General features: G+C 71.1%; 15 protein-coding genes. 10 read left to right on the top strand and 5 right to left on the bottom strand.

The genetic code is table 11. The features are described 5' to 3' along the window. Positions 1–26: 26 nt before the first annotated feature. Together ITJ56_RS07380 and ITJ56_RS07375 are read left to right on the top strand one after the other, a co-directional pair. A complete protein-coding gene (locus ITJ56_RS07380; RefSeq protein WP_194629206.1) occupies positions 27–2,537 on the top strand; it encodes a glycoside hydrolase family 65 protein in 2,511 nt (836 codons plus the stop codon). A 192-nt stretch (positions 2,538–2,729) separates the two neighbouring features. Then, entirely contained in the window at positions 2,730–3,497 is a 768-nt protein-coding gene (locus ITJ56_RS07375; protein WP_194629204.1) for an SDR family NAD(P)-dependent oxidoreductase, read from the top strand. 24 nt (positions 3,498–3,521) lie between these two features. Here ITJ56_RS07375 and ITJ56_RS18360 read toward each other — a convergent pair whose 3' ends face one another. From ITJ56_RS18360 to ITJ56_RS07365, 3 genes are read right to left on the bottom strand one after another with little or no spacing between them, the layout of a single operon-like run. Beyond that, positions 3,522–3,908 (bottom strand): VOC family protein, encoded by a 387-nt coding sequence (locus tag ITJ56_RS18360; protein ID WP_323749748.1) that lies wholly within the window; start codon positions 3,906–3,908, stop codon positions 3,522–3,524. Further along, a complete protein-coding gene (locus tag ITJ56_RS18355; RefSeq protein WP_228517312.1) occupies positions 3,905–4,420 on the bottom strand; it encodes a DUF1697 domain-containing protein in 516 nt (171 codons plus the stop codon). The genes ITJ56_RS18360 and ITJ56_RS18355 overlap by 4 nt, the downstream gene beginning before the upstream one ends. 26 nt (positions 4,421–4,446) lie before the next feature. Continuing rightward, positions 4,447–4,710 carry a hypothetical protein gene (locus tag ITJ56_RS07365; RefSeq protein ID WP_194629202.1) on the bottom strand — a complete coding sequence of 88 codons (264 nt, stop codon included), beginning with the start codon at positions 4,708–4,710 and terminating at the stop codon, positions 4,447–4,449. A 101-nt stretch (positions 4,711–4,811) separates the two neighbouring features. On the opposite strand from ITJ56_RS07365, the gene ITJ56_RS07360 reads away from it, so the two are divergent. The 3 genes from ITJ56_RS07360 to ITJ56_RS07350 are packed head-to-tail and all read left to right on the top strand — an operon-like array spanning position 4,812 to position 6,117. Further along, a complete protein-coding gene (locus tag ITJ56_RS07360) occupies positions 4,812–5,276 on the top strand; it encodes a prevent-host-death protein (protein ID WP_194629200.1) in 465 nt (154 codons plus the stop codon). A 4-nt stretch (positions 5,277–5,280) separates the two neighbouring features. After that, positions 5,281–5,625, top strand: a complete 345-nt coding sequence (locus ITJ56_RS07355; RefSeq protein WP_027466784.1) for a hypothetical protein — start codon at positions 5,281–5,283, stop codon at positions 5,623–5,625. Between the two features lie 39 nt (positions 5,626–5,664). After that, positions 5,665–6,117: a hypothetical protein gene (locus ITJ56_RS07350; RefSeq protein WP_194629199.1), complete on the top strand. Its 453-nt coding sequence runs from the start codon at positions 5,665–5,667 to the stop codon at positions 6,115–6,117. Between the two features lie 202 nt (positions 6,118–6,319). Here the strand turns inward: ITJ56_RS07350 and ITJ56_RS07345 are convergent, their stop codons facing one another. Next, a complete protein-coding gene (locus ITJ56_RS07345; protein ID WP_194629197.1) occupies positions 6,320–7,792 on the bottom strand; it encodes an NCS2 family permease in 1,473 nt (490 codons plus the stop codon). A gap of 154 nt (positions 7,793–7,946) precedes the next feature. On the opposite strand from ITJ56_RS07345, the gene folE reads away from it, so the two are divergent. The 5 genes from folE (at position 7,947) to ITJ56_RS07320 (ending at position 11,791) form a co-directional block, all read left to right on the top strand. Further along, positions 7,947–8,567 (top strand): GTP cyclohydrolase I, encoded by a 621-nt coding sequence (gene folE / locus ITJ56_RS07340; RefSeq protein ID WP_194629195.1) that lies wholly within the window; start codon positions 7,947–7,949, stop codon positions 8,565–8,567. Next, a complete protein-coding gene (gene folP / locus ITJ56_RS07335; RefSeq protein WP_194629193.1) occupies positions 8,564–9,475 on the top strand; it encodes a dihydropteroate synthase in 912 nt (303 codons plus the stop codon). Before folE ends, folP begins: the two co-directional genes overlap by 4 nt. After that, positions 9,472–10,239, top strand: a complete 768-nt coding sequence (locus tag ITJ56_RS07330; protein ID WP_323749747.1) for a pyrimidine reductase family protein — start codon at positions 9,472–9,474, stop codon at positions 10,237–10,239. The genes folP and ITJ56_RS07330 overlap by 4 nt, the downstream gene beginning before the upstream one ends. 101 nt (positions 10,240–10,340) lie before the next feature. Next, positions 10,341–10,994: an HAD-IA family hydrolase gene (locus ITJ56_RS07325; RefSeq protein WP_194629192.1), complete on the top strand. Its 654-nt coding sequence runs from the start codon at positions 10,341–10,343 to the stop codon at positions 10,992–10,994. Positions 10,995–11,248: 254 nt separating this feature from the next. Next, complete coding sequence (locus ITJ56_RS07320) at positions 11,249–11,791, top strand: type 1 glutamine amidotransferase domain-containing protein (protein WP_194629190.1); 543 nt, start codon at positions 11,249–11,251, stop codon at positions 11,789–11,791. 9 nt (positions 11,792–11,800) lie between these two features. On the opposite strand, the gene ITJ56_RS07315 is transcribed toward ITJ56_RS07320, so the two are convergent. Continuing rightward, the gene (locus tag ITJ56_RS07315; protein ID WP_194629188.1) at positions 11,801–12,379 is read right to left on the bottom strand and encodes a molybdenum cofactor biosysynthesis protein; all 579 of its coding nucleotides are present in this window, start codon (positions 12,377–12,379) and stop codon (positions 11,801–11,803) included. Positions 12,380–12,391: the final 12 nt, after the last annotated feature.

Raw genomic sequence — 12,391 nt, 5'->3', positions numbered from 1 at the left:
AATCTCCCTCCCTTCCACGGAGCAGCATGAACCCCATCACCTCGGACCCCCTCGACCGCGTCCGTTACCCGATCGACGAGTGGGCACTCGTCGAGACCGAGTACTCCCCCGACCAGCAGGGCGTCGCCGAGACGAACTTCGCCGTCGGCAACGGGTACCTCGGCCTGCGCGGCAACCTCGACGAGGGGCGCGGCGGCGTGCAGTACGGCACGTACATCAACGGGTTCCACGAGACCTGGCCCATCCGCCACGCGGAGGACGCCTTCGGCTTCGCGAAGACCGGGCAGACGATCATCAACGCGCCCGACGCGAAGGTGATCCGCCTCTACGTCGACGACGAGCCGCTCGTCCTGGCCGAAGCCGACATCCTCCGGCACACCCGTCGGCTCGAGTTCCGCGGCGGGTACCTGTTCCGCGAGACCGAGTGGTCGACGCCGTCGGGCAAACGCGTGCTCATCCGCTCGCGCCGACTCGTGTCGTTCACCGACCGGCACCTCGCCGTCATCGACTACGAGGTGACCGTGCTCGACGCGGACGCCTCGATCCTGCTGTCCAGCCAGATCCTCAACCGCCAGGACGTGCAGGACGAGTACCACGCGGGGATGCGGGCGGCGGCGAACGCCTTCGACCCGCGCAAGGCCGAGTCGTTCACGGAGCGCGTGCTCCTGCCGAAGCTCAAGCGGAGCACCGGCGGCCGCGCGGTGCTCGGTTACCAGGCGGCGAGTTCCGGCATGACGATCTGCGTGGGCGTCGAGCACCACCTCGAGACCGAGAACAGCTGGGACGAGTCCTCGTCGATCGAGGACGACCTGGCGAAGCACGTGTACCGGGTGCAGGCCCGCGCCGGGCAGCCGATCCGGCTCGTCAAGCACGTGGTGTACCACACCTCCCGCGGGGTACCGGTGCGCGAACTCGCCGACCGCTGCGACCGCACGCTCGACCGTGCACACGCCGAGAACGTCGATGAGACCTTCGCGAAGCAGCGCGGGTGGCTCGATGACTACTGGGCCCGCAGCGACGTCGAGATCGCCGGCCAGCCCGCTATCCAGCAGGCCGTCCGCTGGAACCTCTTCCAGCTCGCGCAGGCGACCGCCCGCACCGACGGGCACGGCATCGCGGCGAAGGGCGTCACCGGCTCCGGCTACGGCGGCCACTACTTCTGGGACATGGAGATCTACGTCCTGCCGTTCCTGTCGTACACGGCGCCGATCGTCGCCCGGAACGCACTGCGTTTCCGCTACAACATGCTCGACGCGGCGCGGGCCCGTGCCCGCGAGCTGAACCAGCGCGGAGCCCTGTTCCCGTGGCGGACGATCAACGGCGAAGAGTCGAGCGCGTACTACGCCGCCGGCACCGCGCAGTACCACATCGACGCCGACATCGCGCATGCCCTGATGCAGTACGTGCAGGCCTCGGGCGACCGCGAGTTCCTGAAGCGCGGTGCGATCGACGTCCTGGTGGAGACCGCGCGTCTGTGGGCCGACCTCGGCTTCTGGCGCTCGAACGGCGACAAGAAGTTCCACATCGACGGCGTCACCGGACCCGACGAGTACACCACTGTCGTCGATGACAACCTCTACACGAACGTGATGGCGCGGGCGAACCTGTGGTTCGCCGTCAACGCCTGCCGCGAGCTCGCCGCCGACGATGCGGAAGAGTACGACCGCATGGTCCGCAGGACCGGTCTGCGCCCCGACGAGGTCGTCGAGTGGGAGCACGCCGCCGAATCGATGGAGATCCCCTTCGACCCGCACCGCGGCATCCACCCGCAGGACGCCCAGTTCCTGGACAAGGAACTGTGGGACCTCGAGAACACCCCCGAGTCGAAGCGCCCGCTGCTGCTCCACTACCACCCGCTGGTGATCTACCGGTTCCAGGTGCTCAAGCAGGCCGACGTCGTGCTGGCCCTGTTCCTGCAGGGGCACGAGTTCACGGCGGCCGAGAAGCGCCGCGACTTCGACTACTACGACGCGCTGACCACCGGCGACTCCACACTGTCCGCGGTCGTGCAGTCGATCATGGCGGCCGAGGTCGGGTACCACGACCTCGCCGACCAGTACTTCCAGACGGCGCTCTACGTCGACCTGGCGGACCTGCACGGCAACACGTCGGACGGCGTGCACATCGCGTCGACCGGTGGCATCTGGGGCGCGCTCGTCAACGGCTTCGGCGGCATGCGCGACCACGGCGGGCGGATGACCTTCAACCCGCGGCTGCCGCGGCACTGGGACCGGTTGACCTACCGCCTGACGGTGCGTGGGTCGCGGGTGCGGGTCGACCTCGAGCAGGACACCATGACGTTCACCGTCGAGACCGGTTCGGGCTTCACCGTCTGGGTGCACAACCAGCAGTGGGACATCGCGGCGGGCGAGCCCACTGTGGTGTCGCTGTCGCACCAGGGACCGCGGATGTCCGGGCACGCCCCGACCACGAGCGACATCCAGGGCACGCTGCGTGCCGATGGGTCGGTCATCACGGCGTCGATCCCGACGATCTCCCTGGAGCGCGACTTCGACCTCGACGACTCGACCGGCTGACGGACCGCGCGCGTCGCGCCCAGTTGCCACTCCGCCCCGGTTCCGCCTCGCGGTTCCGGGGCGGAGTTGCATCTCGCTGCCGTTCCGGGCGCCTCCGAACCCGTTCAGTCGCCCCGGGGCACCGTGGTCAGCCGTGCCCCTGGGGTCGATGGCGTCTCCCCGGGCACGGTTCGTGCAACGAGAGGAGACATCATGGGCAACCGGTTCGAGGGCAAGGTCGCGATCGTCACGGGCGCAGGGTCCGGCATCGGTGAAGCGACCGTACGGGCGTTCATCGACGAGGGCGCATCGGTCGTCCTGACCGACAGCGTCGAGGAGAAGGTGCGCGCGGTGGGCGACTCGCTGCCGACCGACCGGGTCGTCGCCCTGCACGCCGACGTCGCCAGCCCGGAGGACTGGGAGACCGTCGTCGGGGCGGCGATCGACCGGTTCGACCGGCTCGACGTCCTGGTGAACAACGCCGGCACCTTCAGCTCGGGCGACATCACCGACATCAGCACCGCCGAGTGGCGCCGGGTCATCGAGACGGACCTGTCCGGTGTGTTCTACGGCACCCGGGCGGCCCTGCCGTTCCTCCGCGAGACGAAGGGTTCGATCGTCAACACCTCATCGGTCTCCGGCGAGGACGCGGACTGGCGGATGAGCCCCTACAACGCGGCGAAGGGCGGCGTGACGAACTTCACGAAGGCCGCTGCGCTCGACAACGGGCAGTTCGGTGTCCGGGTGAACGCCGTCGCGCCGGGGCTCATCTGGACCGACCTGACGCAGGAGCAGGCGGAGGACGAGGCACTGCAGTCGAAGTTCGTCGAACGCATCGCCCTCGGTCGTGGCGGACGCTCCGAGGAGGTCGCCGAGGCAGTGCTGTTCCTGGCCAGCGACGCGGCCTCGTTCATCACGGGCGCGATCCTGCCGGTGGACGGCGGCACCATGGCGAGCAACGGCCAGCCGCCCCAGGCCTGAGCCACCCGGGCGTCGGGGGCACCGTCAGCTGGCGACGAGCTCCACCTTGAACCGCTCGGCGTCCTCGAGGAAGGCCGCGTGGTGCTCCGGGCCACCGGCGAACGGGTGTCGGTCCTCGTACAGGCGTGCCCAGCCGTGATCGGGAGCCTCGGCCCAGAGTCGCTCCACCGTGTCGGCAGCACCGGCGTGGAACGCCAGGTGGCTGAGCCCCGGCCGACGGCGGTCGTGGTCGCCGTCCAGTGGCGCTGATTCGAGGACGACGTACAACGGGCCGAGCCGCCAGCTCCGGCCGTGCTCCCAGCCCTGGAACGGCTCGTAGCCGAGTTCTCCGAGCAGCCAGCCCCAGGCCCAGGCGGCGGTGTCGAGGTCGGCGGTGCGGAGCTCGACGTGGTGCAGCGTGCCGAGTGTCACAGGAGCTTCCGCAGGGTGTTCGTGTTGCGGGTCGTCGTCGAGCGCTTGAAGCGTGCGGCGCCGGCCCGCTTGGCGAACACGGTGTCGGTACTCAACCCCTTCGGACACGACCAGTAGACGACCCCGTCCCCGCGGGTGACCTGCTCGACCGAGTCGTCGAGTCCGAGGTCCGCGACCAAGGCGTCGAGCGCACCGTCGTCGGACCCGAACACGACGTAGTCGTGCCGATCGTCGGCACGCTCGAAGGGGAGACCGTCGACCACGGCCGCGAGGGCGTCGTGCCGGACGAGCACGATCCAGGCGTCGTACCCGAACCGGTCGCGCAGCCCCTGCTCGATCGACGTCTTGAGCCGATCGGCGGGCACGTCGGCGGAGAACACGACGTTGCCCGAGGCGAGCACGGTGCGGACGTCGTCGAACCCGAGCCCTCGGAAGAGGTCCGCGAGCTCGGCGCTCCGGATCGTGATGCCGTTCACGTTGACCCCGCGCAGCAGTGCGATCCACCTGTCCATGTCCGGACGGTAGCGGTCCGGGCCGGTCACGTCCATGTCCGGGCCACGCCCCAGCCGGCACCCTGCGGCACGATGTCGACCACCAGGGCCTCGCCGTCGTCGCTGGTCGCCTGGAACCGCCAGCCCACGGTGCGTTCGGGCGCATGGGTGATCGCGGTGGGCAGCTCCGCACGCGTCACGGTCAACCGCGTGGGGGTGTCGCTCACCCGCCAGCGCCGTCCGGCCCACACCAGCCGGGTCGGCGTGCCTTCGGCCCACCACACCGTGGCAGCCGTGTCGGTGATCATCATCGGGGTCTCCTCGTTCGAACGTGTGTTCGAATGGTAGGTGTCGACCTCCGGCGTCGCAACCGACCGTTGCGTTCAGAACACGTTCTGAATAGGCTGGATCCATGACGCTCGTCGCTCCGCCCCGATCCCGACGGTCGGTGCAGTCCTCTGACCTCTCCCGCCACGCCAGGCAGGTGTTCGCCGCCGCGGAAGAAGCCCCGCTCGAGGTCACCCGTCGCGACGGGAAGCCCCTCGTCCTCACCACGAAGGAACGGTCCGACGACGACGACGCGGTCCTGGACATCGCGGCGCAGCTCATCGCCGCGGTGACGCTCAACGAGCAACTGCCACTCCACGATCGGCTGGCGATCCCGTACCCGTGGATCAAGCTCCTCAGCGCCGCAGACCAGCAGCGCTTCGCCCGGGAGATCGTCGACGTCGCCCGTGGCTCGTTCTCGCTCCGGCAGCCGCGCAGGCTCCTGCTCGAGATGCAGGCGTGGCGCAACAGTGCCGAGGCGATCGCAGCGGGCTGGGACACCGGAGAGCCGGAGATCCTCGCTGAGCCGATCCGCGTCGAGAAGCCCTGACGCGGTGGCGGGCCGGCGCGGCGGGGTCCCCCGGCCGATCCGTTCGACGGAGTACACGATCGTCTTCGGGACGCGCGGCGCGGAACAGGGGTGGCGCGACGTGGTGGCGGTGCAGCGGAACGCAGTCGCTGCCGCGTGGGATCGGCTGACCACGGATCCGTTGACCGAGGACCTGTCCTGCCACGCCCTGCGCGGGGAACTCGGTGTGGTTCGACACTCCGGCCGGGAGTGGACGCGTCGTCAGTTCGAGCTGAAGCGCGGCGCCCGGATCTGGTTCACGGTCGACGTGGATGACCGGGTGGTGTGCATCACCGACGTGCACACCCACCACCCCAACCAGACGAAGTGACTGCGCTCGGCCTCGGCAGCCGTCGTGTAGACGGGACCCATGACGAACGACGATCAGGGCCCCGACGCGCAGCACCAGGTTCCCGAGGGGGTGTCCGAGGCCACGGTCGAGGCGCTCGGCAGCCTGTCCGCCGCGGTCGAGGTCATCGAGCACGCCCGCGGCCTGCTGTACGGGTTCCACCGGCTGACCGGCACCGCTGACCTGAACCTCGGCGAGGCGGTCGAGCAGCTGCGGAAGGCCGGGCACACCGAGCTCGCCGACCGGATCGACACCGAACTCGTGGGCCGCAACGTCATCGCGGGCCGCTGGACGTTCCAGATCGTCGAGGACTACGACGACGGGTACTACGCCCTGGCCAAGGAGCTCGAGCGCACCGCGCGCGACGAGCTCGTGCAGGGCCGCCGCCACCTGTTCGAGGCGGGCATGAAGGAAGACCGTCGCACCCAGGACCAGCGCCACCACGAGGCGACGCCGAGCGACCTGCCGGACTGAGCGCGGGCCTCCAGGCCGACGCGGCCGACGCGGCCGACGCGGCCTGCGGAAGACGCCGGCGTCCTGCGGAAGACGCCCCGGAAACGTCGAGACGCCGCCGGATTCGGCGGCGCCTCGATGACACGACGGCGTCTTGCGCCAGGCCAGGCCCAGCCAGGCCCAGCCAGGCCCAGCCAGGCCCAGCCAGGCCCAGCGAACAGCGTCAGCCGACGCCGAGCAACGCCTCCAGCGGCCCCCGCGCGAAGTACAGCAGGAAGCCCGCGGCGACGACGTAGAGCAGCCACGAGACCTCGCGACCGCGGCCGGACAGCAGCTTGATGAGCACCCAGCTGACGAAGCCGGCACCGATGCCGTTCGCGATCGAGTAGGTCAGCGGCATGACGACGATCGTCAGGAACGCCGGCAGGGCCGACCCGAAGTCGCTCCACGAGATGTCCGCCACCTGCGCGACCATGAGCGCACCGACGACGACGAGCCCGGCGGCCGCGACCTCGAGCGGGACGACCTGGGTGAGCGGGGTCAGGAACATCGACGCCAGGAACAGCAGGCCGGTGACGACCGAGGCCATGCCCGTCCGGGCACCCTCGCCGATGCCGGAGGCCGAGTCGATGAACACCGTGTTCGACGACACCGAGGCGCCACCGCCGGCGATCGCACCGACGCCCTCGACGACGAGCGCCGACTTCAGGCGCGGGAACGTGCCGTCCGGCTTCGCGACGCCGGCGGCCTTGGCGAGCCCGGTCATGGTGCCCATCGCGTCGAAGAAGTTCGTGAAGACGAGGGTGAAGACGAGCATCGACGCGGCCAGCGGACCGATGCGGGTGAACGCGCCGAAGACGTCGGCGTGCCCGACGAGGGACAGGTCGGGCAGGGCGAACAGTGCACTGGGCAGGCCCGGGGCGTTGAGGTTCCAGCCGGTCTTCGAGTCGACCGAGGTCGGCACCTGGAAGATCGCCTGCAGGATGATCGCGATGATCGTCGTCGCGACGATGCCGATGAGCAGCGCGCCCTTGACCCGGCGGGCCATGAGCGTCCCGATGATGATGAGCCCGATCAGGAACACGATGGTCGGCAGGGCGCCGACGGAGCCGTCCTCGCCGAGCTGCAGCGGCGGCGACGCGAGCCCGGAGGACCGCACGAAGCCGGAGTCGACGAGCCCGATGAAGGCGATGAACAGGCCGATGCCGACGGTGATCGCGGCCTTGAGCTGGGCGGGGACCGCGGTGAAGATCATCGTCCGGATGCCGGTCAACGCGAGGACCACGATGATCACGCCGTTGATGACGACCAGGCCCATGGCCTCGGCCCAGGTGACCTGCTGCACGACGCTCACGGCGAGGAACGAGTTGATCCCGAGGCCCGCGGCGATGCCGAACGGCAGGTTCGCGATGACCCCCATCGCGATCGTCATGACACCGGCGACGAGGCCGGTGGCGGCGGCGACCTGAGCGTTCTCGAGCCAACCGCCCGAGACGTCCTTCGCGGCCTGGTCGGCGCTGAACCCACCGAGGATCAGCGGGTTCAGGATGACGATGTACGCCATCGTCACGAACGAGACGAGGCCACCACGGACCTCACGGGGGATCGTCGATCCGCGCTGCGTGACGGAGAAGAATCGATCGAGGCCGGTCGCGAAGCGGTTCCGGGGCGGGGTGTCGGTCTGCGGGGCGCTCACCGAGCAAGTTTAGAGGCTGCTGGGTTTCGGGCGTGTCACGGGATCCGCACAGGACTCACGTTCGTCCGGGAGGCTCGGCCTGCGTCTCCGGGGGACGTCACGCTGTGCCCGCGCTCGCGTTCTCCGGCCATGGCTGGTGTTGGATGGGCGGGTGATGTCACGCATGGACCGTGCCCGCGTCGAGGCCGCCGTGCGCGAACTCCTGCTCGGCATCGGCGAGGATCCCGATCGCCCCGAACTCGAACGCACGCCCGCTCGGGTCGCCGACTCGTACGCCGAGTTCTTCTCCGGCATCGGCACGGACGCCGTGGCCATCGCCCGCGAGGGCACCGTGCACGCCGAGGACGGCGAGCGCGGCCGGCTCGTCATCGTCCGCGACGTGGAGTTCCGGTCCGTCTGCGAACACCACCTGCTGCCGTTCCTCGGGGTCGCGCACCTGGCCTACGCGCCGGGCGACCGCCTGATCGGACTCGGCACCCTCGCCCGCGTGCTCGACGCCGTGGCGTCGCGTCCGCAGCTGCAGGAGCGGCTCGGCGAACAGGTCGCCGCGACGATCGCCGAGGGGCTCGGCGCCGAGGGAGTCCTCGTGGTCCTGGACGCGCAGCACCAGTGCGTGACGACCCGTGGGGAGCGGCAGACCGGTTCGACGACCGTGACGGTGGCGGCGACGGGATCGCTGGCCGACGTCGCGGGGCGGGCCGAGGCCATCGCGCTCATCGGCGCCGGGCGTGGGACCGACGCCGGGCACGGCGCGAGCACCGGGGCGGACGCATGACGGGCCTCCCCGACGGACCCGGCTGGGTCGTGCCGGACCTGCGCCACCCGGTCCGCACGCTCGGACGCCGCACCATCGACTTCGACCGCCGCATCGCCGTCATGGCGATCGTGAACCGCACCCCCGACTCGTTCCATGACCGCGGGGCCACCTTCGAGCTCGACCGGGCAGTCGCGGCCGCGGTCCGCGCCGCCGAGCAGGGCGCCGACTGGGTGGACATCGGCGGTGTGAAGTTCGCCCCCGGGCCGGAGCTGCCCGCGTCCGACGAGATCGACCGCGTCGTCCCCGTCGTCGCCCAGCTGTCGCAGGAGTCCGACGTCGTCATCAGCGTCGACACCTTCCGACCCGAGGTCGCGGCCACGGCCATCGCTGCGGGTGCGAGCGTCGTGAACGACACCACCGGGTTGTCCGACGCGCGGATGGCGGCCGTCGTCGCGGACTCCGACGCCACGATCGTCATCACGCACTCGCTCGCCGCACCCCGGCGCCCGCTGCCTGCGCCCCCGCACTACGACGACATCGCGGGCGAGGTCGTCGCGTTCCTGCGCGAACGGATCGACCGGGCGCTCGCCGCGGGCATCCCGGAGTCACGGATCATCGTCGACCCGGGGCACGACCTGCACAAGAACACCGTGCACACGCTCGAACTCACCCGGCGGCTGCCCGAGGTCGTCGCGCTCGGGTACCCGGTGCTCGCGGCCGTGTCGAACAAGGACTTCGTGGGGGAGTCGCTCGGACGCCCCCGTGGCGGACGACTCTCCGGGTCCCTCGCCGTCGCGACCGTGAGCGCGATGCTCGGTGCCCGGATCGTCCGGATGCACGACGTCGCCGAGAGCGTCGACGCGATGCGCATGGTCGAGGCCACGCTCGGGTGGCGGGCACCGGTGGAATCGAGGCACAACACGTGAACGTCCTGCCCCCCACGATCGCCGACCTGTCCGACGAGGACCTGATCGGGCTCTACACCGCCGGGGCCGGGGAGCCCTGGTTGCGGGTGAACTTCGTCGCGACCCTCGACGGGTCCGCCTCGGCCGGTGGGCTGTCGGGGTCGCTCGGCGGCGACGACGACCTTCGTGTGTTCGACCTGCTCCGCCGGGTCGCCGACGTCGTGCTCGTCGCCGCCGGCACCGTCCGCGACGAGGGGTACGGGCCGATGGTCCTGCACGACGCCGACGTGACCTGGCGACGCGCGCACGGCAAGCCCGACCACCCGGTCTTCGCGATCGTGACGGGCTCCCTGTCGCTCGATCCGTCGTCGAGGGTGTTCACCGAGGCACCGGTCCGGCCGATCGTGCTGACGTCGGCGTCGGTGTCGGCGGCGGCGTCCGCACGCGGTCGTGCGCTGGCCGAGGTCGCGGACGTTGTGGCGTGCAGCGCGCATTCGGACCCGGACTCGGTGGACGTCGGGCTGGTCCGCCGTGCCCTGGCGGAACGTGGCCTCGGCACGATCCACTGCGAGGGCGGTCCGTCGTTCCTCGGGGCGCTCATCGCGGCTGATGCCGTCGACGAGCTGACCCTGACGATCGACCCGTCGCTCGAGGGTGGCGCCGGCCCCCGCATCGCCAGCGGTGCGTCCCCGGAGCTCCGGCGGATGCGGCCGGTCCACGTGCTGCGCGGCGCGGGCGACGTGCTGCTGACGCGGTACGTCCGAGCGCGCTCTTCCATCGAGTGAGGAGAAGACGTCGGCTCCCGCGCGCTGACTCGACGTCTTCTGCACACTCGGTGCGGGTGCGGGTGCGGTGCGGTCCGGTGCGGTGGGCTAGGGTCGGGCGCGTGATCGACATCGTGGCGTCCGGGGTCCTCTTCGACATGGACGGGACCCTCGTCGACTCGACCGCGGTGGTCGAGGCCACCTGGACCCGCTTCGGCCAGGCGCGGGACATCGATCCGGCCGACATCCTCGCGTTCTCGCACGGACGGCAGGCGATCGACACCCTGCGGCGCTTCCTGCCCGACCTGCCCCTCGCCGAGCAGCAGCGGATCGCCGCCGAGCTGGTCGCCGAGGAGAGCGCGAACACCGAGGGCATCTCCGAGATCCCCGGCGCCGTCGCCTTCGTGCAGCGGCTCGTCGACGTCGGTGTCCCGGTGGCGCTCGTGACGAGTGCGCCGCGCGACCTCGCCGCGAGCCGGATGGTCGCCGCGGGGTTCGCGGTGCCGGCGGCGTTCGTGCCGTCCGAGGACGTCGAGCAGGGTAAGCCGCACCCCGACGGGTACCTGCGCGGCGCGGCGCTGCTCGGCGTCGACGCCGCCGATTGCGTGGCGTTCGAGGACGCCCCCGCCGGGCTCGAGTCCGCGATCGCCTCCGGCGCCACCACCGTCGTCGTCGGTCCGCTCGAGGACCCCGTGACGGCCGGCCTGCACCGGGTCCACGGGTACGACGGGCTCACCGTCGAGCGCGACGGCGACGCCTTCCGCATCCGCGGCTGAGCGCGGCGCCCGTCCTGCACGCCCCGTCGGCCGCCTGCCAGCCGGTCAGGACACCCGCGCGGCCTGCGCCGAGTGGTCAGGAACCGTCGGCTGCGCCGCCGCCAGGCGACACTTCGTGACCACCCGGCGGACGTGAGCGGGGTGTCGCGACCACCCGACCGGGCCCCGAGCCGCTCCTCCACGCCTGCCCAGCCGGCCCCGACGACGCTCGGGTGTGCGGCCGGAACGACCGGGCCGCGGAAGGAGCGACCACCATGGCAACCCTCGACGGCAAGAAGGTCCTCGTCATCGCGACGAACTACGGGGTGGAGCAGGACGAGATCGTCGTCCCCACCGAGCAGCTCCGCGAGCGCGGTGCGATCGTGACGGTCGCGGCCCAGCAGTCCGGATCGATCGACACCCTCGTCGGCGACAAGGACCCCGGCAAGTCCCTCGAACCTGACACCACCATCGCCGGTGTCAACGTGACCGGGTTCGACGCCCTCGTCATCCCCGGCGGCACCATCAACGCCGACACCCTGCGTCAGGACAACTCGGCGATCTCGCTCGTGAAGGCCTTCGTCGAGGCGAACAAGCCGGTCGCGGCGATCTGCCACGGTCCGTGGGCGCTGGTCGAGGCCGGAGTCCTGCCCGGGAAGACGATCACGTCGTTCCCGTCGCTGCAGACCGACGTCCGGAACGCCGGTGCCGAGTGGGTCGACCAGGAGGTCCAGGTCGACGGCGGCTTCGTCACCTCGCGCACGCCGGATGACCTGCCGGCGTTCGTCGACGCGATCGAGCAGGCGCTCACCGCCTGACGCAGCGCGTCAGCCGAGCGCCGCGGGGCGGGCCGTGCGGAGCACCGCGGGGCCGAGGGCGAGGATGCCGTCGGACTCCGGGTCGCACCGGACCCCGCCCCGGCCGCGCATCGCCCGGAACGCGCCAGCCGCCACCTCGTGGTCCATCCACGCGCACGGGTTCGCCGGCCGGTACCCGCGGAACCGGACCGGACCGGAGCCGCCGCTCGTGCTCGTCAGCGCGAACGGTCCGCCGCGCAGGGCCTCGACGTCGGCGCCGCGCAGGAACACGTTCCGACGGGTCGCGGACGGGTCCACGGGTGCTCCGATCTCGGCGGCCGCTGCCTCGAGTCCCTCCAGACCGATGAGGGTGACGGAGGCGTGCACGTGCGCCCGTGACGCGAAGTACCGATCGCCGACGATCCCCAGACCAGCGCGCAACTCGATCCGGTCGCGCAGCTCGTCCGGGTCCGTCGGTCGGACCGGCAGCGCGCCGTCAGCAGGCCGCCCCTCGTAGCGGTGCCGTCGCGAGACGAGCAGCAGTGCGATCTCCACGTCGGTCCGGAACGGCAGGTCGTCGAGGCCGGCCACGTCGTCAGCGAGGGTCATCCGGACCACGGT

Origin of the sequence: Curtobacterium sp. VKM Ac-1376, assembly GCF_015351025.1 — a bacterium.
In the GTDB taxonomy this organism is placed as follows: Bacteria; Actinomycetota; Actinomycetes; order Actinomycetales; family Microbacteriaceae; genus Curtobacterium.
This window is presented reverse-complemented; position numbering and strand designations above follow the sequence as displayed.